This is a genomic window from Thermosynechococcus sp. QS41 (genome assembly GCF_031583515.1).
Lineage (GTDB): Bacteria > Cyanobacteriota > Cyanobacteriia > Thermosynechococcales > Thermosynechococcaceae > Thermosynechococcus.
In genome coordinates this window covers 2,407,452-2,430,397 of sequence record NZ_CP134181.1, presented here as the reverse complement: position 1 = coordinate 2,430,397, position 22,946 = coordinate 2,407,452, and the positions used below count along the sequence as shown (strand labels likewise).

Below are 22,946 nucleotides of genomic sequence, written 5' to 3'. Positions count from 1 at the left end.
AATTACGGAAGCCTCGCGCCCCCTTGGTGTAGGCCATATTTTAGAAAAGGGCTGTATTACGATATGAAAAGCAAACTTTCGATGAATGCTTTGCCTGCCGAGTTCTGTTCACGAAAACAATGATTGAAATTCCTGAGCCTCTTAAGCCGGTGATTACCTTTGCCCACCCGGTGCTGATGTGGATTCTTTTTGCGCTCACACTTTATGCCATGTATTTAGGGATTCAAACCCGTCGCCTGCGCTCCCTCAGTGGCGAGGAAAAGAAAGCGCTGATCCAAGCCAAGGTGAACGTCAAACACCACCAAGTTGGCGCCATCTTACTCGCCCTAATGGTGATGGGCACGATTGGCGGTATGGCTGTGACCTATATCAATAATGGCAAGCTCTTTGTCGGGCCCCACTTGATTGTGGGTCTGACCATGACGGCTCTGATTGCCCTTTCCGCTAGCTTAGTTCCCTTTATGCAAAAGGGCAGTGAGACGGCTCGAGCCCTGCACATGACCCTCAACCTGTTTCTGGTGATCCTCTTTGGTTGGCAGGCGGTGACGGGTCTGCAAATTGTGCAACGCATTCTCAATGCTAGTTAGATGCGGATGGCAACCTAGGCAGCGAGCATAGCAATTGCAAAATCTCTGCAACAAGCGAGGACTTTTGTGCCAGAATATGAGGAGCACTAGTTACAGCCCTTTTCACAGGGATGAATATGCTTAGCACTGCGAAAGCACGTGTGGGTGAGCATTTCACTTACCTGACGTACTCGATATTTTAGAAAAGGGCTGTACTGCAAATAATTCCTAATGCAGTGGGTGCTCCTTCGCTTTACTGATTGCAGACAGTTCGCTTTCTGGGTGATCATGACCACACTTCCCCTAATGCCAACGCTTCAAACAGCCGTCCAAGTTGAGCACTTACATAAATCCTTTGGCCGCTTTGCTGCGATTCGCGATGTCAGCCTCTGGGTTCAGGAGGGGGAAATTCTGGGTCTATTAGGACCCTCAGGCTGTGGCAAGACAACCTTACTGCGCTTAATTGCGGGTCTGGACACGCCCGATGCCGGGGAAATTAGGGTAGGCGATCGCTGTGTGGCCGCGGCCAATGTCTTTGTGCCCCCTGAGCAACGGTCTTTGGGCATGGTCTTTCAGGACTTTGCCCTGTTTCCCCATTTGACGGTGGCGGAGAATATTGCCTTTGGTTTGCAACAACAAGGCCTGAGCAAGCAGCAAATTCAGGAGCGGGTGGCAGCAGTTTTGGCTCTAGTGCAGCTGGCGGATCTGAAAAAGCGCTATCCCCATGAATTGTCGGGTGGCCAACAGCAACGAGTTGCCTTGGCGCGGGCGATCGCCCCCCAACCAGCGGTGATTCTTCTGGATGAACCCCTGAGTAATCTGGATGCCCAAGTGCGGCTGCAACTGCGGGAAGAGTTACGCCGAATTCTCAAGGGCACAGGGACAACGGCAATTTTTGTGACCCATGATCAGGAGGAAGCCCTGAGTCTGTCGGATCGCTTAGCCGTTATGGGCAAAGGAAAAATTGAACAGGTGGGCACACCGGAGGAGATTTATTGCTGCCCGGCCTCGCGATTTGTGGCTGGGTTTATTAGCCAAGCCAACTTTTTGCCCGCCTGTGCTGAAGGTTCTCAAGTGCTCACGGATGTTGGCGTGTTTCCCCTGCCGGAAGCACTCCCCAAGAGGGAAGGGGAGGTGATGATTCGGGAAGAGGATGTGCAATTGCAGCCAGACACTGCGGCAACCAGCTGCTTTGTGATTCGCGATCGCCAGTTCCTTGGTCGCGAGTATCGCTACTGCATTCAACTGCCCTCCGGTCAAGATTTCCATGCCCGCCAGCCCCTTGCTGTGAATTTACCCGTTGGTACCCCTGTGAAAGTGGCCGCGCAAGCGGTGCGTTTCTTTCCCAAGGAACTCTAATTTAGGGCACGCCCCATATATTCGCCCCAAAGAGCAGCAGCCAACCCACTACTGCCTTGGCTGGGACTATTATCATCATTGCCCAGCCAAATTCCGGTGAGAACATCGGCAGTGGGCACATAGCCAATAAACCAAAGATCGCGACCATCATTGGTAGTGCCGGTTTTGCCAGCGACTGGACGACCAATGGCAGCGGCACGACCCGTTCCCCGGCTGACAACAGCTGTCAGCAAATGCGTCATTTCATTGGCGATCGCTGGATCGAGCACCCGTTGAGGCCTTTCATCACTCGCGGCATAGATCAGGCGACAGGTCTGCCAGTCGTTTGTACTTTTACAATCACCGCCATCGCGCACCGAGAGAATGGCATGGGGCGGAATCCGTTCTCCCTCATTGGCCAACACAGCAAAGGCACCACTCATTTCAAGGAGGGTCGTCTCACTTTGACCGAGAACAAGGCCGGGCACCGCTTGCAGAGGCGTCGTAATCCCCATTGCTCTGGCCAATCGAATCGTGGCTTCTAAACCAACGGCTTGGGCAAGACGTAAAGCAATCGGATTTTCCGAAAGGGCTAAGGCGGTGGCTAAATCCATGGCACCACCCCCCCCACGGCAGCCCTCGAACTGTTGCCCCTGCCAGAAGACGGGCGCGCAGGAAAAGGTTTCACCAGCCCTATGGCCTTGCAGGAGGGCTTCGGTATAGACAAACACCTTGAATGTGGAGCCCGGTTGACGCAGGGCAAGGGTGGCACGGTTAAACTGGCTTTTTTGGTAATCCACGCCACCCACGAGGGCAAGAATCAGACCATCCCTCGGCCGCAGGGTAATCAGTCCCCCCTGATGAACCCCATAGGCGCTGCCAGTGCTGGTGATAAAATTGCGCAGACTGGTTTCGGCCAGTTCTTGCCAGCGGGGGTCTAGGCCTGTCTCCACAATCAGGTTGCCCTCTTGGGCGAGTTCATCGCCAAGGAGTTGAGCCAGTTCCTGATAGACATGGTCGATGTAGTAGGGAAAACGTTGGGCAGTGAGCAATTCTCGTGCCTTTGGGCTAATTTCAATGCGGGAGCGACGGGCGCGATCGCCCTCTTCTTTGCTGATGTAGCCCTGCTGCACCATGCGCAAAATGACCCGATTGCGATAATCCACCGCCGCATCGTAGTCGCGCACCGGGTTAAAGCGGTTCGGTGCCGGCAGAATCCCCACTAGGGTGGCGGCCTCATTGAGTGTCAAGTCTTTGGCAGGCTTATCAAAGTAGAATTGCGCCGCATCCTCAAAGCCACGATTGCCCATACCCAGATAGACACGGTTGAGGTAGGCCAAGAGCAACTCATCTTTGCTGTAGAAAAATTCCAACTTGAGGGCAACCGCCATTTCGCGCCACTTGCGGCCGAGGCTCTCATCCATCCCCACATGGGAACGAAAGAGGGTGCGCGCCAGTTGTTGGGAGAGGGTACTTGCTCCTTCGCGTGTTTGGCGGGTTAATAGGTTGGTAACTACTGCTCGCGCCATGCCCAGAGGATCAACACCAAAGTGCCAGTAGTAGCGAGCATCCTCAGAGGCCAAGACCCCATGGACTAAGTAAGGGGAAAACTCATTGAGCCGTTGCAGTTCGCGGTGGGGGCGATCTTCGACTGGATTAATCAGTTCCCCTTGGCGATCAAGGAGAATAATCGGGCCTTGCTCAAGGGGTGGCAGGGGACGCACCGCCACTTTGTTGGCTTCCACACTCAGCAAGCCAATCCCAAGGGCGCTGATGCCCATAATTCCCCAAATGCTGTAGGTGAGAACCGCAACCCATAGCGGGGGCGGATTGTGGAAGCGGAGGGTAACGGCGCCTTTCACCTCCGGTGGTCCAAGGGTGATCACATCGCCATGGTGTAGCTCAGCCGTTTGCAGTCGCTTGCGTTGGCGATAGAGGCCATTGGTGGAGTCCAAATCCTGAATTTGAAAGACCCCTGTGGGGGTGAGGCGTTTGAGGCGGGCATGGGTGCCACTGACAATTTCGGCATCGACAATAATATCGGCGCGGCTCTGACTGCGGCCAAGAATGTAGCGATCGCCCACCAAGGGAAAGACTTGGCGTTGACCTTTGAACTCCACCCATAGTTCGGGCGTGCGGGCATTTTCCCGCAGGGAGACCTGTTGCCAATCAAAGCGAGAGTGTACCGTCTGTACCGCTTGGGTGACGGTTTGAGTCATGGACTGCCAAAGATCGCGGGCAGGATTGGGCATGGCAGCAGCTATAGGGACAATGATATTGGACGCACTGACAACCTAATTGTATCCCTACATTTCTGGCACATAGCCCGCTGGCACAGCACTGGGATCCGTATCCCGCTTGGAACTGAGAATATCCATTCGGTCAACTAAAATGACCGGCGAGGAGCGCTCGGCCCCCGTGTTGCGGTCTTGCCAGCGATCGAACTTGAGACTGCCCTTGATACCCAACAGCGTTCCTTTGCGCACATAATCAGCAGCCACCTGAGCGGTTTTTCCCCAAATTTCCAAGTTAAACCAATCGGGTTGATCGTCCTTGGTGGGGCGATTCACGGCCAATGTCAGCCGACACTTCACACTCCCCGACTCAAAATAGCGAACGTCGGGATCACCACCAACACGACCCACCAAATGAACCACGTTTAGACTCATGGCCAACTGCCTCAGATTGCTCTTTGCCCCATTGTACATGGTTCCATTGGTGCTACTGCCTCAAAGCCCAGCCAGCGCCTTGCTCAGCTGTTGCCTCTCTATAGATTTTTGTAAAAATTGGGTTCTGCGGGGTTACCGAATGCGGGGGTCAGCCCATTTGAGCAGTAAATCCGCTAGGAGGTTGCCAATAATCAGCATCACTGCCCCCATCATCAGGCTGGCCATGACCACGTAAATATCTTGGGCAGTTACCGCCTGTAAAATTAAGCGCCCCAGACCTGGCCAGTTAAAGAAAAATTCGGCAATAAAAGCACCACTGAGGAGGCTGGCAAATTCAAAACCCAACAGGGTAATGAGGGGGTTCACGGCATTGCGCAGGGCATGGATGTAGATCACCCGCGATTCTGGGAGTCCCTTGGCTCGTGCCGTTTGAATGTAGTTTTGCCGCAGCACATCTAGTAAATTACCCCGCATCAACCGTTGTAAACCCGCAAAACTGGTGAGGGTGAGGGCGATAGTCGGTAAAATCAGGTGCCAGCCAATATCCAGAACTTTGCCCCACCAAGGGAGGTCGTCGTAAAACAAACTAGTCATGCCCCCTACGGGAAACAAAGGCGTACTTTGCGCCAGAAACAGGAGCAACAGAGCCGTAATAAAACTGGGAAATCCTTGGCCAATGTAGCTAATGACCCGCAGCAGGCGATCGCTCCAACGATCTTGCGTCACCGCTGCCCAAATACCTAAGGGAATGGCTAATCCCCAGGTGAGCAGAATGGAACTTACGGACAACAGGAGGGTGGCGGGTACCCGCTCCCACAATAGCGATGCCACCGATCGCTGATACACAAAACTGGTACCGAAGTTGCCATAGCGAATCATCTGCCACAGCCAGTGCAAGTATTGCTCCACGGGCGACTTATCAAGGCCAAATTGCCGCTCCAATTCCTGCAAGCGTTCCAAAGAAATTTGGGGATCCGCCTTGAGATTGTCCAGATAGTTGCCCGGTGCCAACTGCATAATGGCAAAACTCAACGCCGAGGCCAACAGCAGCGTGATGATCGCTTCTCCCAAGCGTTTGAGAACAAGGCGGCTGGTGTCATTCCCAAGGGGTTCAAAGCGTTGGCCAATGGATTTGAGCATGGATCATTTGGAAGCCAGCACGGCATCAATAGCAGCCTTGAGTTCTGCTTCACTCAGTTGGGTAATGACAAACACCTCCTGCACCGTTTTGCCTCGCCGCGCAATCAGCTTAAATCCGCCCTTGATCGGTACCGACACCCGTAGATGCAGATGGGGGGATTTCCCTTTGACGGAAGCAATGACACCGGGCGTGAGGGTACTAATGCCTGCCACCTTGGCCAATTTTTCCAAGACGGGAATGAGACCTTCAATGTGAGTGGAGTGATTGAGGACGACCCGACCCGTTCCTGCTGCCATGTTAGGGTAACCACCGTGCGTGCAAGCCGGGTGCCAAAGGTTCTGGCATCCCAACGACAATTTTATCTTGATTTAATTCTAGGGGGAAAAGCCAAATTTGATGTTGTTGGGGGGAAAGTTGACGCGGTGGCGGGGGGGGTGCTTGGGGGTCAGTGGGCAGTTCTGCCAGATCACTGGGACTGGGGTTGACAGGGGCAGTCTCGCTATACAGATCGCTATTATCCACCACATCGGGCATTTCCCGTCCCTCAACAGCGTCAATGGCCAAGGTACGGCCATCGGGTGCCAAGCTGAGGTAGAGTTCCTGCTGCGGGTCAAAATCTTTGAGCTTGAACAGTTCCTTGGTTTTCAGATCAAAGAGGGCAAGATAGGGAACTTCGCGGTAAGAGCCTTCCCCTTCAATGCGGGTGAGGATGGCATAGAGAAATTCCCCCTTGGGGTCAAATTGGCCGGCAATGATTGAGCCATTGATGGTTAGCAGTTCCCTATGCTCGCCAAAGATGTCCACCACATAGAGCGATCGCGAGAAATTGGGGTTAAACTTCACCGCTGCCACTTGCCGGCCATCGCGGCTAAAGTCCAGCACCATGCCATACTGGGGCAAAAAGTCAAAGTCACTCTCACCATTGCCGGCTTCTAGGGGCACAATCGCTAACCCCTGCCCTTGGGCAATGATTAAATGCTGGTTGTCGGGGGCAATGCGAAAATCACCGGCAGCCGCTTGGTTGAGCCGCCGAGGCTGAAAATTTTCATCGAGGAGCCACAGGGAGCTATCCGCAGGCTGGAGACGATTTACCCGCTGAACCACGATTTTGCTGCCATCATTGGCCAACTGAAAGCGCAGGTTTTGATACTCGCTGTTGTCGAGGATCAGGGAAATTTCACCGGCAGGTCGAGGTTGCCGCCGCGGCGTATCGGGGGCATTGAAGTATAGCCCGGTAGTCACGGTGTACAGTTGAGGGTCAAAGCCCATTTGCTCGCCGCGCTGACCGGCACTAAAGAGAATGCGATCGCCAGCAGGATAGGGCTGAAAGTCAAATACCCGTAGATTGGCAGGTGTAAGGAATATCTTCCGTTGCAGCGTCAGGTTATAGAGGATGAGGCGCCCCTCTTCGACCCCGGAGCCAAGATAGACCAGCACGCGATCGCGACTGCGAAACTGTCCCTGAAAGGGTTTGATCGGTTTCCCTTGGGGCACAGAAACGGCATCCTCGAGGGAGACTTTGAAGGTTTGACCGTAGGGAATCGGCTGTGTCAGCGTGTAGGCAAAACGACGACCCGACCAACTGGCCTTGCCCTCAAGGGGTGGCTCAATCTTGAGATGCGCCGCCACCGATGACCAATCCATCAGCCGATTAAAGGCGAGGATAAAGGCGCGATCGTCGGCGCCCACATCGCGGTCTTGCCACGTAAAGTCCCGCACTTGGGCCTGGGTGCGATCGCCCCCCCACAACAGCAAAAGGGTCAGCACCAGCGCCACAAGGAACACACTCAAAGCAGCGCGATCAAGGGGCTGAGGGAAGGAGTGAGAACGCATTAGCAGGAACGGTCACACAGCAACAGGCGTACTATACCAGAGGGCTTCAATGTGCTGGATCATGGGTAGGGCTGCCGCTGGTTCTGCCAACAGCACTGTAAGATGACCCAACTTGCGACCCGCGTAGGTTTGACTTTTACCATACCAGTGAAGGTTCGCGTGGGGGAGAGCCGCCAAGGCCTGACATTTTGCCCCATAGTCAACCTGCGGTTCGGCTAAGCCCAAGAGATTTACCATCACCGCTGCCGGTACCTGCATGGCGGGACTGCCCAAGGACTGGCCACTAATGGCGCGCAAGTGCTGCTGAAATTGACTCGTGACGCAGGCATCAATGGTGTAATGCCCAGAATTGTGGGTGCGGGGCGCAATTTCATTCACGAGTACCTCACCCGTGGCTGTGAGGAAAAACTCAATGCCAAAAATACCCACAGCATCAAGTGCCGTTAGGATTTGGCGGGCAATCTGCTGAATTTGCTCACTCACTTGGGGGTCAACCGGGGCAGGGGCAATCACCCAGCGACAGATGGCAGCCACCTGCTGCGTTTCCACCACGGGGTATAGGGCAATGTCTCCTTGGGGCGATCGCGCTGCCATGATCGCCAGTTCTTTGACATAGGGCACAAAGGCTTCCACCAAAAACCCTTGGGGCGGAATTTCTGGCCAACGCTGCTGAAACTGCTGCCATGCCTGCTCATCGGAGATGACAAATGTGCCTTGGCCGTCATAGCCGTGGCGACAGGCTTTAATCACACAGGGAATGCTGGGCGGGCGATCGCCCAAATAGCCAAAGGCGGGTACAGGAATCCCCAGTTGTTGCAAAAAGTGGCGCTGCTGGTACTTGTTCAAGAGGGGAGCCAAGGAGGCAAGGCGGGGATAAAAACAAATCCCCTGCTGTTCAAGGCGCTGCAACCCCTCGAGATCGACAAACTCATTCTCAAAGGTAATCACATCAACCTGCTTAGCCAGTTGCGCTGTCGTTGCCACATCGGCGATCGCCCCATAGCAGACCCCCGCAGCAACCGCGACGGCTGGATCCGTTGCCGCAGACGTTTGTACCCACAGCGAGAGTCCCATTTCCTTGGCCGCCAGCCCCAACATCCAAGCCAACTGACCGCCACCAATAACACCGATCTGAGTTACCTTGTTCACTCTTTCCGCAATAGACTCAACGGAAACTATTGTCCTATCTCAATGCCCCTTGGATTGCCCCCTAGAGATCCAGCTGCACAAACCAAACGCTGGGATCATCACCGGCAGCAAACTCAAAGTTCAATTTGCGGCAAATACGAATCATCCCCTCGTTATCCTTGAGAACATAGGCGTGGATGGCACTTAGCCCCTCATCGCGGCCAATTTGAATCAAGCGGTGTAGTAATTCAGTGCCAAGGCCTTGCCGCTGCCAGCGATCGCTAATCAACATCGAAAACTCGGCTGTATTGCTAAAGTGATCCTTACTGAGGCGAGCCGCACCAATAATTTGCGGTTCACTGGCGCCTTGATGCTCCACCACCAGAGCCATCTCGCGATCGTAGTCCACAAAACAGATGCGCACTAGGCGATCGTGGGCAACCCGCTGCGACAACTTCATCAGGTGGAAATAGCGCAAATAGACACTCTGCTCCGAGAGGGTCGCATGGTACTGCCGCATTAGGGGTTCATCCTCTGGCCGAATCGGTCGAATCAGCACTGGGGTACCATCGCGCAACTGCCAGGGACTGACGTATTGGGTGGGATAGGGACGAATCGCAGGCTTGACAAAGGTGCTTTCCTCTTTGTGGAGCACAATGCGGGCATCCAAGGCCATCAGGCGATCCGGGGGTGCCACCAAGAGGGGGTTGATGTCAATTTCCTTAATCCACGGCTGCTCCACCACCAGCAGGCTAAAGCGCACCAGCAGATCTTCTAATAGGGCAAGGTTGACGGCTGGCCAACCCCGCACGCCGGCAAAGGCACGGGAGATTTTCGTTTGCTGAATCAGACGGCGTGCCAAGGTGGTGTTCAGGGGGGGAAGGGCGATCGCGGTGTCTTCGAGGACTTCCACCAACTGTCCCCCCGTACCAAAGAGAATCACCGGCCCAAACTGAGCATCGGTGGAACTGCCCAAAATGAGTTCAAACCCCTTCCATGGGATCATCGGCTGCACGGTGACACCAGCAAAATGATCCGCGCCAGCAGCAGTGGTGACATTTTTCTCAATCTGTTGGTAGGCGGTAATGACCGCAGCCGCATCGGGAAGATTGAGGGCAACACCCCCGACATCCGTTTTGTGGGTAATTGTGGGCGAATAGAGCTTGAGAACTACAGGATACCCTAGGCGATCGGCAGCAGCCACTGCCTCTGCTTCACTGCGGGCAATACAGGTTTCCACCACCGGTAGGCCGTAGGCAGCAAGAACCGCCTTGGCTTCCCACTCCGTCAATAGGGTACGCCCCTCACTGCGCACGTGCTCAAAGAGTTGACTGACAGCATTCCGATCCGGGGGGGTGGTGGTTAAGGGCAGCGAGGGGGTTTGGTAAAGCGCCTGCAGGTGATCGCTATAGCGCCACATATAACTAAAGATGCGGGCAGCAGTATCGGCATAGGCATAGGTGGGAATGCCCGCCTGATTGAGAATGGCTTCCCCTTCTTTGACCGTTGTGCCCCCCATCCAACTGGCCAGAATCGGCTTGGCACCACTGGGACGGTTTTTGGCATAGGTAGCAAGACCTTGGGCGATCGCCAGCGGATCGGTCATGGCTTGGGGCGTCAGTACCACCAGCAAACCGTCACTATTTGGATCGGTTTCACAGTATTGCAGAGCTTTGAGATAGCGATCCGCAGTGGCATCCCCCAAAATATCCACGGGGTTACCGTGGCTCCAAGCGGGGGGGAGCACTTGATTCAGTGCCTTGAGGGTATCCCCAGAGAGGGGACTCAGTTGACCACCCGCCCGAATCAGGGCATCGGTCGCCAAGACCCCAGGTCCACCGGCATTGGTGAGAATCGTCAAATGGGGGCCTTTGGGGCGCGATTGCTTGTCGAGGACTTCGGCCATGTCAAACAGATCTTCAATGGTTTCCACCCGCAGCACCCCACAGCGTTCTAGGGCCGCATCCACCACTGCATCGGATCCCATCAATGCCCCGGTATGGGAAGCGGCGGCCTGAGCGGCGGCGGCAGTGCGTCCTGCTTTGATGACAATAATCGGCTTGACATAGGCCACTTCCCGCGCGGCGGAGAGGAACGATCGCGCATCCCCCAGAGATTCCATGTAAATAACAATGCAGCGGGTTTGCGGATCATCGCCTAGGTAGTAAATGAGGTCGCCCCAGCCCACATCCAGCATCGTGCCAATGGAAACAAAAGCACTAAAGCCGACATTCTCCTGCAAACTCCAGTCCAAAATCGAAGTGCACAGGGCGCCACTTTGACTGAGAAAGCCGACATGACCCGATCGCGCCATTGTCGCGGCAAAGGTAGCATTCAGCCCCGTGGGCGGACACATTATTCCCAGACAATTGGGACCAATAATGCGCATCCGCGCCTGACGGGCGATGGTTAAAATCTCTTCTTCGAGGGCAAGACCCGCCGCCCCCACTTCCCGAAATCCCGCCGAGACAATAATTGCCCCCTTCACACCCGCTGCTGCACACTCGGCAACCACCGCTGGTACTGTAGCCGCAGGGGTGGCAATGACTGCGAGATCAACCGCTTCGGGGATCGCCGTCACACGGGCATAGGCCTTGATGCCCAACACCGAACTGCGGCGCGGGTTGACGGGAAAAACCGTTCCGCCAAAGGGGGTTTGAATCAGATTCCAGAGAAGGGTGCGGCCAACACTGCCTTCTTTTTCACTGGCACCGATGACAGCAACACTTTTGGGGGCAAAGAGGGGGCGCAGGGGTTGATGACCAGCGCGCCAAATGTCGTAGGCGGTGGTTCGGGTCATGCCGTTGCTTGCGTTACAGAGGTTGGGAATTGAGCCACCTCTACTCTAGCGAGGGCGATCGTCCCGAGTTACGATTCGTTACGCCGGCTGTACTTCCCAGTCACAGCCCTTCTCGCCCGTGCGCCAAAGCCGCAGGTGAAAGCGAGTGTCACCGACCCGCAAATTACGGAGGTGGAGTTCCTCGATACTGTTGGGCAACAGGGGCTGATGCACCAAAAACTTGCCTTGGGGCACATCCACCAGCGGCCAAGCCATGATCTGAATGAATTGAAACAGACTGCCCGTTGCCCAAGCTTGGGGAGAGCAGGCCACGGGATATTGCACCGGTTGGGGATAGGTCTGGCGATCGAAGCCACAGAAAAGTTCTGGTGGGCGCAAATCTGGCTGCCGACAGGCCATATCAAAAAGGGTATCCACCAAGGTCAGGGCAAAGTCACTATCACCAATGGCGCGCAGCCCCAAGGCAATCAGACCCGTATCGTGGGGCCAGACCGACCCCAAGTGATAGCCAATGGGATTGTAGGCAGGGGAGGTGCTGCTGAGGGTACGAATGCCCCAACCATTGAATAGATCCGGCAGCCGCAGACGTTGTCCGACCCGTTGGGCTTTTTCGGGGTCACAGATTCCTGTCATCAAGCACTGACCTGCATTGGACGTGAGGCTATCAACGGGGCGACCCTCGCCATCGAGGGCTAGGGCATAAAATCCCTCCGGTTCAAGCCAAAAGTCGCGGTTAAAGCGAGTTTTGAGATCCGTTGCTTGCTGCCGCCAGCGATCGCCCCACTCGCCATAGCCAAAGTCTCGAGCGAGGGCACTCAGACGGGTTTTGGCGGCATAGACGTAGCCTTGAACTTCACAGAGGGCAATGGGACTGTGAGCCAGTTGACCGCGACGGTTGACGATACAATTGCCAGAATCTTTCCAGCCTTGGTTGTCAATGCCTTTGGCTGCTTGGCGATCGTAGGTGAGGTAGCCCGTGGCGGCCATTTGTTGATCCACCCAGTTCATTGCCGCAAGGGCATGGGGCCAGAGCGCCTCGACCGTGGTGCGATCGCCCGTCCATGCGTAGTAGTCGGCATAGAGCATCAGCCACAGGGGGGTGGCATCCACCGTACCATAGTAGGGGGTATGGGGAATCTCGCGGTTGCGCGCCATCTCGCCAAAGCGCAGTTCATGGAGAATTTTCCCCGGCTGCTCATCACGCTCAGGACAGACCTGTTTCCCTTGGTAATGGGCAAGGGTGCGCAGCGTATCACGGGCGATCGCTGGATTCAGGATCAGTGTCTGCATGGCTGAGATGATCGAGTCACGGCCAAACAGGGTGGCAAACCAAGGAATGCCAGCCGTCAGCACCTTGCCATGGCCAAAGGACTGCAAGAGCATATAGAGATCTGCCATCCCCCGCCGTAGGATGCGATTCCACTGCGGATTTGAGGTGACAATTTCCGTGCAGTCTGACCACCACTGTTGCCGCTCCTGTTGAGCCGCTTGATCGGCAGCCGCTAGGGATGAAGGCACAGGGACATGGGCTGTGGGTGCCCCATTGGTAAAGGGGCGGATGCAATAGTGAATGCTGTGGTAGCCTTGGGGTTCTAGCTTGAGACGCCAGAGGGCGGTGGTGTCATCAAGACGATCCGGAGGGGTGCCCAAGAACTGCACTTGGGTTTCCATAAGGGCGCCATCAAGCCCTTGGTAGGCAAAGCACAGATCCGCCCGTCCTTTGGTGTGGCGCAATTCACAACTGACGGGTTGCAGCGTTTTTCCCCGCTGTGGGCGACCACCGCCGTATTGGCGAATTTCAAATAAATCTTGAAAGTCTGCCGCAAAGGTTAAACGAATCTCCACGCTGGCCGGCTGCGCCTGATGATTGGTGATGAGAATCGTTTCAAAGAGGGCACCCCGCACCACTAGGAATCGTTCAATTGCTAAGGCCTCCGCGGGCAGAGAAGGTTGCTTGGGATTGGTGCACACCACCTTGAGCGCATGGCTACCTGTACAATGAAAACTCAGCAGAATCGGGCGATCGCCCCCCACGCGCAATTCCGCCTGACTGAGGAAGCGGGTATCCTGACAAAATAAACCTGTAATAGCCGTTTGCTGCTCGTCATTACAGATATTGCCCAACTCATCACAAATGAGCAGCACATCGTCGTCCTTGAGCACCGGAACCGTTTTCGGGTGAGTTCGAATTTTAGTAGCCGGCGGGGGCGGGGCGACAATGGGGATATAATCGCGCCCATACAGGGAAACAACATCGCTCTCCATGGGTGCGGCAGCAGTCTATGTTCAATAGGAACAATTTTGGGTCATTTGTTAGATCATCTCGCAGGACAGCCATAATTGCAATAAGTAAATATGCTCAATTGTAATGAGTCAATATGCGGTTGAACCTTGCCTCTGGTTGGAAGATCAACCCCCGATGGCCTTAAGGTGGCGCTTTGCGCCATTGCAAATAGGTGGCCACGCTCGTGTAAATGAGGCTGTGGAGGATCAGCAGTCCCCAATTCAGCAGCAGGTTGCCCCAGGTGGGGGCATAGACAGGTGTTGGATCAAAGGGCTGAGGAGGGGGTTCAAAAAGGCCAAAATCGAGGGGCGGCGGTACCATGCCATTCACGTCAATCAAGGCACCATAGGCACCCATTGTCCAACGGCCAATCGTCAGCCAAGAGAGGACAGTCGCAACGCCCGTGAGCTTAAAGAGGACGCCAGCAAAAATAATTTGCGGTAGGAGCAATGGCGGTAAAATCTTGCTGGCTTGATCACTGTTATTCACGGCAGCAGAGATTAGTAATCCTAAACAGAGACTGGCCACTAGGGTCAGGAAGGTGGTGATGCCAAACCCCACCGGCCAAGGGAGGAGGGCACCCTGCGGCAGACCAAAGGCCAACAGTGCCACAAGGGTAATGAGCAGTGTTTGTACCAAAGCCATCCCCTTACCAAGGGTGAGTTTGGCTGCCATGTAAGCCCAGAGACTGAGATTGGCAAGACGTTCGCGGCGGTAGATGGCCACCTCTGTAATCAAAGCTTGCGCCCAGCCGGAGAGTCCCACCCAAAGACAGGCACAGGTAAAGACAAAGAGAATGCGCAGGGCTTGAGCCGCTTGCAGCAGGCCGGGGGGATCTTGGGGGACAAAGGGGGAGCGATCAATAGCAAAGCGGGTGAGCAGCAGGGCAATGGGGACGCTGATCAGATTCAAGACAAGGCTGAGGCGATCGCGCCACAGGAGTTGCCACTGGCGTTGACACAACACCCGCCATTGATAGAGGTGAGGGGGTGCTGGCTGTTGGGGAGGGGATTCGGCACTGGCACGGTTTTCGCCCCCCAAAACACTGGTGCTCTCATAGTGGTGCCCCATGCTGAGGTGGCTGGCAAGGTAGCGTTGATAGTCCGTGGATTGGCGAAATTTTTGACTCCATTCGGCACTATTTTCGGGAGTCAAGAGGGCATAGATTTCAGCCACGGAATTCAGGGGGCGATCAGGGCTAAAGAATTCACAAGCGCGATCGCTAGGGCCAAAATAGCAAAGACGCCCACCCGAGCCTAGAACCAGCAGGCGATCGCACAAATGCACATGACTCGTAGCATGGGTCACCAAGACAATCGTGCGTTCTTCATCTGCCAATTGCCGCAGCAACTGCATCAACAAAAAGTCTAGCCCCGGATCCAGACCCGAGGTGGGTTCGTCAAGGAAAAAGAGCTTGGGGTTGGCCAATAGCTCAACGGCAATACTCACCCGCTTGCGCTGACCGCCACTGAGACTCGCCACCAGTTGATCTTCAGTTCCCGTTAACTGCACCTGTTCAAGAACTCGCTGAATGGCGGCTTTGCGGTTTTGGGCATCGGTATCCGCTGGTAAGCGCAGTTGCGCCGCATAGTTCAGGACTTCGGCGACCGTGAGGCGGGCGTGGACAATATCATCTTGGGGTACATAACCAATTTGGTGACGGTAGGTGGCAAGATTGCGATGCAGATCGAGACCATTGAGTAGCACCTGTCCTGCCTGAAGGGGAGCCAGCCCCATCAACACTTTCAAGAGGGTGGATTTCCCCGTACCACTGCCACCGACAATACCCACAAGCTGCGTCGGCTCCGCCACAAAGGAGACCTCTTGCAAGAGGGAGCGATCGCCCGCTGGGGTTTTCACCCATCGTTCCAATCCCCAAGCATCAATGCGAATGTGGCTGCCCTGATCCGTAATCTCTAGGGTCTCGTGGCGGTAGAGCAGGACAAAGGGGCCAATGCGAATTTGATCGCCATTGCGCAGCGTGTAGGGGTCTTTGAGGAGTTTGGCGTTGACATAGGTGCCGTTGCTGCTGCCCAAATCCCGTAGGACGTAGAGGCCGGCACTGGTGCGATCAATACTGGCGTGGCGCAAAGACACCGTGGGGGCATCCAGTTGCCAATGCTGATAGCTGTTGCTGGCTTCGCGCCCTAAAGTCAGCGGCCATTCTTTGAGGGTTTTGAGGACAAGGCGGCGCTGCTGCGGCAAAGGCGGTGGACTGGCCGTGCCCGAAAACTGGATCTGCACCAGCAATTGCACTTTGTTTTTCGGGTCTTGGCCAATTTCTAAGCGTAGGGTTTCCCCAAGGGCAAAGCCCTCTTCAATGCCGATGCGGCGTCGGTTGTAGAAGGTGCCATTGGTACTGCGGCGTTGATGGCCATCGCCATCCCAGAGGTAGTAGGTTGCCCCCTGTTGCTTAAAAACCGCATGGCGGCTGGAAATCACTGACCACAGTGGATCATCGGGCACTACTAAATCTGCCCATTGGTAATCGCGTCCGAGGCGATGCTCCGGTTGGGTCAGGGAATAGGTCAACATTTTCCCCTGACTTTCGAGGGTGAGGGTGACGGTGGGGAGATCAACAATCGTTTTTGGGGGGGGCGATCGCATCACTATCTGCCTGTTCAAGGTGTTCAAAACTCTAACTAATATCTTGCCTAGTTTGGCAGACACCCTGTCCTCGTGACGCACAAACCCCTCAGAATGGAGAAGACCGAGTGGCATTTTGCGATTTCTAAGGGTTGACCTTCGTGGGGGTAGAAGATTGAGAGGGTTCGGTATGAGCTGCGGAATTCAGCCGTTGTGTTCGATAGGCTTGCCAACCTAGACCTGCCCCAAATAGAGCGATCGCCCCAACAGCCGCCCCCAACCAAATCCACGGTGGAGAGTCTGTTTCCGGTTTTGTGTCTGAAGTAGCGGTTGAGGTATCCCCCCGCAGAGATTGGGCATAGAGTTGCATCGTACCTTGGGTAACAATACGATCGCCCCCATAAAGACCGCTAATTACTTCTACCGGATCGCCAACTCGCTGGCCAAGGGTCACTTCGACAGCTTCAAAGGCAGTACCATTCTGCACAAACACAAGGGGGGGCTGATCGACTGGCTCCACGATCGCGGACTGGGGAATCATCACGGCATTGCGGGTTTGGCGATCGTCAAAAATTTGGACAGTCGCAAAGCTACCAGGTTTGAGTTCTTGGCTGGAATTAGCCAAGCTGGCGCGTACCGCAACTCGCTGCGTGGCGGGATCAACGACACTATCAATGAGTTCAATACGACTGCGGAAAACACGATTGGGAAGTCCTGCAACAGTGATATTTAGAGCTTGACCCACAGCCACCTGTGCTCGCTGTGCTTCTGTAAGGTAAGCAACAACTTGGAGGCGATCGCCATTGACAATTTTGAGGAGGGGTTTACCAGCATCTTCACTGGCCTCGCCGGGAGTAATCCTTTGCTCTACCACCGTACCAGCAATGGGAGCTGTGATCGTGACACTGCCATCGGCATTGGCGGTTGTGCCCAATTGTTGCAGGCGGGTGCGGTAGGTCTGTTGACTGAGGTGTAGCCGATCGCGAGCTACCGCCACTTGGGCTTGGGCGCGTTGCAGTTGGGCATAGGCTTCAGCAGGGGGGAGTTGACTTTGGGCTTGGGCAAGTTGGGCTTGGGCGGCTGCTAACTCCTCTTCTGTGGCTAAAAAAGCTCGCCGGGCAATGGCACCGGCATTCAATAGTTCGCGATCAAAGCGTTCTTGCGCCGCTTGGACTTTGACTTGCGCTTCGCGGAAGGTAGCAGCGGCAATCCGTTGCTGTTGTTGGAAATTTTGCTGGGCAAAGCGCAGATCTGCTTCCGCCGCCCGTACACTCATGAGGGCTTCACTTTGGCGATCCAAAGCACTGGTTCGCAGTTCCGCCAGTTCAGGGCTAGCCAGAATGGCTCAGGGCTGGCCGACACGAACCCGATCGCCCGGCTGCACCAGCAACCGCAGTAGGGTACCGCGTACGGGCATGGTTACTACGGCCTGCTGATTGGGCAACGCCACCAGTTCACCCGTCACCTCTAAAATGGCAGCCAGCGGACGGGGTTGCACCGTTTCTAACCGCAGCCCCAATTGCTCTTGGGTAGTCGCGTCCACCTCGACTGCCGTCGGCCCAGTCCCCGCTGTGGGGGCGTGAAACTCGTTTCCATGCCCAGCATGACTGTAGGCCGCAGGGGGCAACAACAGTACCAAAAAAACAAGGGGCGATCGCAACCACTTCAACATTTCTGCGCCTCAAAGCGAGCCATGACTTATTTTGACGGCAGCCGATGAAATGCTAATGAAATTGAGGGTCGGTTTTTGTTGATAGTGGCAAATATACGGTAAACGTACTGCCTTGACCCAAGTCGCTCTTAACCTGAATCCGTCCGCGATGGTGATGGAGAATTGCTTGGGCGATTGCCAATCCCAACCCTGCTCCGCCCTGTTGCCGCCCGCGATCTCTAGCAACGCGATAGAAGCGGTCAAAAATCTTCTCCTGATCCGCTGCTACGATACCGATACCAGAGTCAGTGACGGTGAATACCGCCTCTTGGTGCTGTTGGTGTAGCGTTACCTCTACCTGCCCGCCTGCGGGTGTATATTGGAGTGCATTTTGCAGCAGATTGCGAATGACGCGGCTCAGTTGACTGGGAATCCCCCACACGTAAAGTTGGGGAGCCATGCCTTCCTGCCAATGGAGATCAATGCCGCCGGCGATCGCCAAGACCACAAGTTCATTCACCACCTCACTAATGAGTTCGGTCAGACAGCAGCGTTCTGCCATTGGCAATCTCTCAGTTTGATCCAGCCGCGACAACAACAGCAAATCCTGCACCAAATCCGTAAGGCGATGGCTCTGGCGCTGGAGAGCATTCAAGGTTTGTGCCACGACCTCTGGAGCAGGATCTGGATCCGTCGCCAAGGCCTCCAAAGTGGCGCGAATGGCGGCAACGGGAGTGCGCAGTTCGTGAGCCGCATCAGCGGTAAACTGCTCCATGCGCACATAGCTTTGGTAAATGGGAACCATCGCTCGCCCTGCTAAGTGCCAACCGGCAAAACCAATGAGTGTCATGCCCAAAGGCAGTCCAGTCAACAGTAACCAGCGCAGCATCGTCAATCGCTGATCCTCCAATTGGAGCGATCGCCCAAGGACAAAATACCCCCAAGGTGCACCCGTCACCGTTTTTAGGAAAACGCGGTGCTGTTGATAGCGTTGGCCATCCGTCGCCACCATAATTTGCCAGTCTTGGGGCGGAAACTCCACAAAGGGAGGCACGCCTAGGTAGCCGATGGGCTGACCCTGCCCGCTCCAAAACACCAAATAGTAGCGGGATTGTTGACTCAGACCCAACACATGCCGCTGAGGATCAAGGGGGGGATGGGCACAGGGTTGAGTCGCGCGACATAGCCCCGGCAGTGTTGCCAGCACAGTGGTATTAAACTGACCTGCGTGAGTGAGCTTTGCCTCCAACTGATCGTGAAGAGTGCCAGCAACGGAGGCCATCTCCTGCCGGAGGGTTTGTGCCTGAAAATGGCTGATGATGGCGTACATTCCCCAGCCCATGCCGTTGAGAATAGCGCTCATGGTGAGGGCATACCAGAGGGCAAGACGACTGCGGCTGTGGCGGAAGAGCTTATGATCAACCATGATCGACAACAAAGCGATAGCCTAACCCATGGACGGTTTCAATGCAGTGCTCTTGACCAAGGAGGGCGAGTTTGCGGCGCAGCAGGCGAATTTGTGCTGCCACTACATTACTACTGGGTTCACTGCCCACTTCCCAAAGCTGCATCATCAGTTGGTCGCTACTGAGAATCTGCTGGGGGCGTTTCATGAGGTATTCCAAGGTCTGGAATTCCTTAGCGGTTAACTGCACCTCAGTACCCGCCCTATTTCTCAGGGTGAAGGTACCATAGTCTAACGTTAATGCCCCTTGACACAATTGCTGGGGTTGGAATTGGGGCGATCGCCGCAGTAAAGCCCGCAGCCGCGCCAGCAACTCAGCCATTGCAAAGGGCTTAATCAAATAGTCATCTGCCCCCGCATCTAATCCCTGAACGCGATCGCTGAGGCCATCCCGTGCCGTCAGCAACAAAATGGGCACCGTGTAGTGGTGGATACGCAGTCGCTGACAAACCTCCAACCCCGACAGCCGAGGAACCATCCAATCCAAAATCGCAACACTGTAGTCCACCTGCAACTGCTCAACGTAGGCCCAAACCAGTTCCCCCTCCTGCGCCCAGTCCACCACATAGCCTTCCCGTTGCAACACCCGCTGAATGGCGGCTCCTAAATCCGGTTCATCTTCAAGCAGCAACACCTTCATCCGTGCAATCCCCTAATTCACCGTCACCCAAAAGGGAGCAGTAACAATTTGCTCACCCCGCTGGAACTGTCCCCAGAGCTTGTAACGTCCGGGCACAGGAAACTGGGTCATAAAACGGATCACCTCCTTAGGTTGATGATCCACGGCATGGGCATGGAGATAATCAGCAGGTTCGAGGGGAGTCGTGTCTCGCAAAATCACCAGATGCCCTGCTTCGCCAAGGTAGGGGCGCAGATCCCTAAGGGGTTGCTGGGTGGCAGCATCCCGTAGGCGAAAGGCCACTTCCACCGCTGATCCAGCCTTGAGGGGTTGAGGGAGTTTTAGTTCGACTGCCGTTGTGCCAATCACTTGGGTGGTTTGAGAGGTTGGCGTACTCGATGCGGGCGGCGTTCCTTCAGCCGCGATCGGGATCATCGCCACCGTTTCGTCAGCGCCAGCGGGTTTATAATCGGCAATGAGGGTGTAGCCTCCCCCTTGGGGCAATGTGGTTGTGACTTGAAACTGACCTTCACCCAGATAGCGGGGATGCAGGTGCTGAAACACTTGAAAATCATCACTGACGATGATCAGGTGCATTAGCGCCTCTTGAAAACGCTCAAACTGCGTCACTGCTTCACCAGTGTGGGTGCGAATCGCCAACGTAAAGGTGGTTGGTTGTTGAGGCGTAGGTGCGGGCGCATTCAGCAGTTCCATATGGGTCGTAGCAGAGCCGTCTGCGTGCTCATGGTTGGGACTGTGGTGCAGGTGATGGTGGTCATGAAGCATAGGCATTTGCCGTTGCTGGGCAATCCCAAGGGTGGCGATCGCCCCACTCAAGAGCATGGCCAGTCCCAAGAGGGTGGGTTGGATAAAGCGTGGTAGCATCATTCTTGTTTTCCTCCCTGATTGGGTTCATAACGAAAGCGAAAACGACTGTTAATGGGTTGACCATTGATGGTGCTAAGGAGAACAATACGATAGTCTCCTGCCACGGGATTGGCTAGCCGTGCGGTGTAGTGTTTGTCCCTAGGGGTATAGGTCATCGGTAGAGTGACCCGATCGCCCGTTGGCGTTTCAATATCAGCAGTAACGGTAGCAGTACCCACGGGAATATGGTCTTCCCCCTCTTGGATATAGAAGTCAATATTAAGGATAATTGCTCGCTGTCCATTAACACTGCCATCTCCCCGCGCTAAGGCAGGCCCTTTCGTGACTGTTGCCACATCCTGCACGCGAATTGGTTGGCCATTGCGGTGCGCCACCAACGCCACCGCTAAATCAGCGACTGATGTTGCCCGACCAATGCCCCGCACAATTAACTCCTGATCGGGAGTGACAATGACCCCACCCGCTGCATTTTCATTGGCGCCACTCACCCCCGCCACCACGTCCTGCAAGGAGACCTGTTGTGCGGCGAGGCGATCAGGATCAACCAGCACCTGATACTGGGGCACATCTCCACCATAGGCAATCACTTGGGACACCCCCGGCACTGCCAAGAGGCGATTCACCACCTTTTGATCCACAAGCTGTCGCAGTTCCATGAGGGAGGTGGCATCTGGGGCAGTGGGCACCTTGGGGGCAAGGGCATACATCAAAATCGTGGCAATCAGGGAGGTAATCGGTGAAATTTGGGGTGAGGCATTAGGTGGTAGGCGATCGCGCACCTCCTGCAACCGCTCGGTAATCAGTTGCCGTGCTTGATAGATATTCGTTTGCCAACTAAAAACTACCTTGACAACAGATAAGCCAAGAGACGAGGCAGAGCGCACAGTTTCGACCCCTGCCGTACCATTGACGACACTTTCAATGGGCAGCGTAATCAGCGATTCCACTTCCTCTGGTGCTAGGCCCGGTGCCTCCGTTTGAATTTCCACTTGGGGGGGCGCAAACTCTGGCAGTACATCAAGGGGCATTTGCCGCAGTTGAAAAATACCGAAAATCGTCAGGGCGATTGCCCCGAGCACCACCAACCAACGTTGGACAATTGACCACCAAAGAATTCGATTCAGCATTACCACAGTGTGTTACTAAGGCTGATTTTGGCAAAGGCACATGAAATAAAGATGAAAAGCTAGGAGTTGCCGGACGATTGGTGCTTTATTCGTTGGCAAAACCGAGTTGCAGTTTCAATCAGGACAGGAACAAACTCGTGGGCAGCTTGCAAACTCGTGGCTAAAATGGCTGCATCTCGAATGTAGTCGTGAACCATTTGATTGCGCAGTTGCCGCATAGTAAACCAAGCGTCTGCATCAGGCACAAGGCCGAGTCGCTCAGCACGGTCAAGGTTTTCCAAAAAAGTTGCCACTGGTTCGCCAAAGGCACTCAGATAGGCGGGCAACAGCTTGCTCCCTAGGGTATCTTGAAGGCGACCAAAACGTGCCACAAAAGCATCCACCCGCTCCGCTAGGTCAATATCCTCCTCCAATTGTGCTGCCCGCCGTGCCGTAAATGGCTCCTGAAAGAGGCGTTGATCCGTCACCTGTAGGTGTGCCACTTCTCGCTCCACCAGTTGGCAGAGGTGATGTAGGCGTTCCTGAAGTTGAGGACTCAACATTGAAGGCGAACTCCCGTTTGTTGGGCCCAATCGTGAATCGGCTGCCGCTGGAGATTGGGTGCCCAGAGGAGAATGTCCACTTTACGACCTGCCATGGCGCGGCTGATTTTGGCACTGAGTCGAGCACTGACAAGGGCAGGATTCTCAACGGGGTGAGACAGCCGGATCAATAAATCCACATCGCCGCCCTTCAGGCGATCGTCCACCCGCGAACCAAACAACCACACCTCAGCCTCGCTACCCACCAGCGCCGCCACTATCTGGCAAATTTGCTGCACTTGCTGATCCGTTAATCGCAACCTGATTCTC

At 55.1% G+C, this 22,946-nt stretch carries 19 protein-coding genes; 2 read left to right on the top strand and 17 right to left on the bottom strand.

From position 1 onward, the window contains the following. Positions 1–119: 119 nt before the first annotated feature. Both RHJ80_RS11915 and RHJ80_RS11910 read left to right on the top strand, forming a co-directional pair. Positions 120–587 carry a DUF4079 domain-containing protein gene (locus tag RHJ80_RS11915; RefSeq protein ID WP_206200350.1) on the top strand — a complete coding sequence of 156 codons (468 nt, stop codon included), beginning with the start codon at positions 120–122 and terminating at the stop codon, positions 585–587. 267 nt (positions 588–854) lie between these two features. After that, positions 855–1,925 carry an ABC transporter ATP-binding protein gene (locus RHJ80_RS11910; RefSeq protein ID WP_206200349.1) on the top strand — a complete coding sequence of 357 codons (1,071 nt, stop codon included), beginning with the start codon at positions 855–857 and terminating at the stop codon, positions 1,923–1,925. On the opposite strand, the gene RHJ80_RS11905 is transcribed toward RHJ80_RS11910, so the two are convergent. From RHJ80_RS11905 to RHJ80_RS11825, 17 genes are all read right to left on the bottom strand, one after another. Beyond that, entirely contained in the window at positions 1,922–4,156 is a 2,235-nt protein-coding gene (locus RHJ80_RS11905; protein ID WP_310801072.1) for a transglycosylase domain-containing protein, read from the bottom strand. The two genes, RHJ80_RS11910 and RHJ80_RS11905, sit on opposite strands and share 4 nt — an antisense overlap. Before the next feature lie 54 nt (positions 4,157–4,210). Next, positions 4,211–4,573 carry a single-stranded DNA-binding protein gene (locus tag RHJ80_RS11900; protein WP_310801071.1) on the bottom strand — a complete coding sequence of 121 codons (363 nt, stop codon included), beginning with the start codon at positions 4,571–4,573 and terminating at the stop codon, positions 4,211–4,213. A 132-nt stretch (positions 4,574–4,705) separates the two neighbouring features. Next, positions 4,706–5,713: an ABC transporter permease gene (locus tag RHJ80_RS11895; RefSeq protein ID WP_310801070.1), complete on the bottom strand. Its 1,008-nt coding sequence runs from the start codon at positions 5,711–5,713 to the stop codon at positions 4,706–4,708. A gap of 3 nt (positions 5,714–5,716) precedes the next feature. Beyond that, positions 5,717–6,010 carry a DUF2103 domain-containing protein gene (locus RHJ80_RS11890; RefSeq protein WP_310801069.1) on the bottom strand — a complete coding sequence of 98 codons (294 nt, stop codon included), beginning with the start codon at positions 6,008–6,010 and terminating at the stop codon, positions 5,717–5,719. A 1-nt stretch (position 6,011) separates the two neighbouring features. Then, the gene (locus RHJ80_RS11885; protein WP_310801068.1) at positions 6,012–7,547 is read right to left on the bottom strand and encodes a hypothetical protein; all 1,536 of its coding nucleotides are present in this window, start codon (positions 7,545–7,547) and stop codon (positions 6,012–6,014) included. A 12-nt stretch (positions 7,548–7,559) separates the two neighbouring features. Beyond that, a complete protein-coding gene (locus RHJ80_RS11880) occupies positions 7,560–8,696 on the bottom strand; it encodes a 5-(carboxyamino)imidazole ribonucleotide synthase (protein WP_310744600.1) in 1,137 nt (378 codons plus the stop codon). A gap of 61 nt (positions 8,697–8,757) precedes the next feature. Beyond that, the gene (locus RHJ80_RS11875; protein ID WP_310801067.1) at positions 8,758–11,475 is read right to left on the bottom strand and encodes a bifunctional acetate--CoA ligase family protein/GNAT family N-acetyltransferase; all 2,718 of its coding nucleotides are present in this window, start codon (positions 11,473–11,475) and stop codon (positions 8,758–8,760) included. Between the two features lie 78 nt (positions 11,476–11,553). Further along, positions 11,554–13,740 (bottom strand): amylo-alpha-1,6-glucosidase, encoded by a 2,187-nt coding sequence (locus tag RHJ80_RS11870; protein WP_302678388.1) that lies wholly within the window; start codon positions 13,738–13,740, stop codon positions 11,554–11,556. Positions 13,741–13,900: 160 nt separating this feature from the next. Beyond that, positions 13,901–16,366 (bottom strand): ATP-binding cassette domain-containing protein, encoded by a 2,466-nt coding sequence (locus RHJ80_RS11865; protein WP_310801066.1) that lies wholly within the window; start codon positions 16,364–16,366, stop codon positions 13,901–13,903. 124 nt (positions 16,367–16,490) lie between these two features. Next, a complete protein-coding gene (locus tag RHJ80_RS11860; RefSeq protein ID WP_310801065.1) occupies positions 16,491–17,621 on the bottom strand; it encodes an efflux RND transporter periplasmic adaptor subunit in 1,131 nt (376 codons plus the stop codon). Between the two features lie 69 nt (positions 17,622–17,690). Next, on the bottom strand, positions 17,691–18,017 hold the full coding sequence (locus RHJ80_RS11855) for a hypothetical protein (RefSeq protein ID WP_310743094.1): 327 nt from the start codon (positions 18,015–18,017) through the stop codon (positions 17,691–17,693). Between the two features lie 52 nt (positions 18,018–18,069). Then, the gene (rppB, locus tag RHJ80_RS11850) at positions 18,070–19,422 is read right to left on the bottom strand and encodes a two-component system sensor histidine kinase RppB (RefSeq protein WP_310743093.1); all 1,353 of its coding nucleotides are present in this window, start codon (positions 19,420–19,422) and stop codon (positions 18,070–18,072) included. Then, positions 19,415–20,101 carry a two-component system response regulator RppA gene (rppA, locus tag RHJ80_RS11845; RefSeq protein ID WP_310801064.1) on the bottom strand — a complete coding sequence of 229 codons (687 nt, stop codon included), beginning with the start codon at positions 20,099–20,101 and terminating at the stop codon, positions 19,415–19,417. The genes rppB and rppA overlap by 8 nt, the downstream gene beginning before the upstream one ends. Before the next feature lie 12 nt (positions 20,102–20,113). After that, positions 20,114–20,968: a hypothetical protein gene (locus RHJ80_RS11840; protein ID WP_206200338.1), complete on the bottom strand. Its 855-nt coding sequence runs from the start codon at positions 20,966–20,968 to the stop codon at positions 20,114–20,116. Continuing rightward, positions 20,965–22,095, bottom strand: coding sequence for an efflux RND transporter permease subunit (locus RHJ80_RS11835; protein ID WP_310801063.1), 1,131 nt, complete (start codon positions 22,093–22,095; stop codon positions 20,965–20,967). The genes RHJ80_RS11840 and RHJ80_RS11835 overlap by 4 nt, the downstream gene beginning before the upstream one ends. A 59-nt stretch (positions 22,096–22,154) precedes the next feature. Next, positions 22,155–22,637, bottom strand: coding sequence for a hypothetical protein (locus RHJ80_RS11830; protein ID WP_310744596.1), 483 nt, complete (start codon positions 22,635–22,637; stop codon positions 22,155–22,157). Further along, positions 22,631–22,936 carry a nucleotidyltransferase domain-containing protein gene (locus RHJ80_RS11825; protein WP_206200334.1) on the bottom strand — a complete coding sequence of 102 codons (306 nt, stop codon included), beginning with the start codon at positions 22,934–22,936 and terminating at the stop codon, positions 22,631–22,633. Before RHJ80_RS11825 ends, RHJ80_RS11830 begins: the two co-directional genes overlap by 7 nt. Positions 22,937–22,946 lie beyond the last annotated feature (10 nt).

Bases quoted from the DNA above. Each gene is read 5' to 3' on its own strand.
- RHJ80_RS11915 (WP_206200350.1), top strand. From the start codon at position 120: ATGATTGAAATTCCTGAGCCTCTTAAGCCGGTGATTACCTTTGCCCAC.
- RHJ80_RS11910 (WP_206200349.1), top strand. From the start codon at position 855: ATGACCACACTTCCCCTAATGCCAACGCTTCAAACAGCCGTCCAAGTT.
- RHJ80_RS11905 (WP_310801072.1), bottom strand. From the start codon at position 4,156: ATGCCCAATCCTGCCCGCGATCTTTGGCAGTCCATGACTCAAACCGTC.
- RHJ80_RS11900 (WP_310801071.1), bottom strand. From the start codon at position 4,573: ATGAGTCTAAACGTGGTTCATTTGGTGGGTCGTGTTGGTGGTGATCCC.
- RHJ80_RS11895 (WP_310801070.1), bottom strand. From the start codon at position 5,713: ATGCTCAAATCCATTGGCCAACGCTTTGAACCCCTTGGGAATGACACC.
- RHJ80_RS11890 (WP_310801069.1), bottom strand. From the start codon at position 6,010: ATGGCAGCAGGAACGGGTCGGGTCGTCCTCAATCACTCCACTCACATT.
- RHJ80_RS11885 (WP_310801068.1), bottom strand. From the start codon at position 7,547: ATGCGTTCTCACTCCTTCCCTCAGCCCCTTGATCGCGCTGCTTTGAGT.
- RHJ80_RS11875 (WP_310801067.1), bottom strand. From the start codon at position 11,475: ATGACCCGAACCACCGCCTACGACATTTGGCGCGCTGGTCATCAACCC.
- RHJ80_RS11870 (WP_302678388.1), bottom strand. From the start codon at position 13,740: ATGGAGAGCGATGTTGTTTCCCTGTATGGGCGCGATTATATCCCCATT.
- RHJ80_RS11865 (WP_310801066.1), bottom strand. From the start codon at position 16,366: ATGCGATCGCCCCCCCCAAAAACGATTGTTGATCTCCCCACCGTCACC.
- RHJ80_RS11860 (WP_310801065.1), bottom strand. From the start codon at position 17,621: ATGAGTGTACGGGCGGCGGAAGCAGATCTGCGCTTTGCCCAGCAAAAT.
- RHJ80_RS11855 (WP_310743094.1), bottom strand. From the start codon at position 18,017: ATGTTGAAGTGGTTGCGATCGCCCCTTGTTTTTTTGGTACTGTTGTTG.
- rppB (WP_310743093.1), bottom strand. From the start codon at position 19,422: ATGGTTGATCATAAGCTCTTCCGCCACAGCCGCAGTCGTCTTGCCCTC.
- rppA (WP_310801064.1), bottom strand. From the start codon at position 20,101: ATGAAGGTGTTGCTGCTTGAAGATGAACCGGATTTAGGAGCCGCCATT.
- RHJ80_RS11840 (WP_206200338.1), bottom strand. From the start codon at position 20,968: ATGATGCTACCACGCTTTATCCAACCCACCCTCTTGGGACTGGCCATG.
- RHJ80_RS11835 (WP_310801063.1), bottom strand. From the start codon at position 22,095: ATGCTGAATCGAATTCTTTGGTGGTCAATTGTCCAACGTTGGTTGGTG.
- RHJ80_RS11830 (WP_310744596.1), bottom strand. From the start codon at position 22,637: ATGTTGAGTCCTCAACTTCAGGAACGCCTACATCACCTCTGCCAACTG.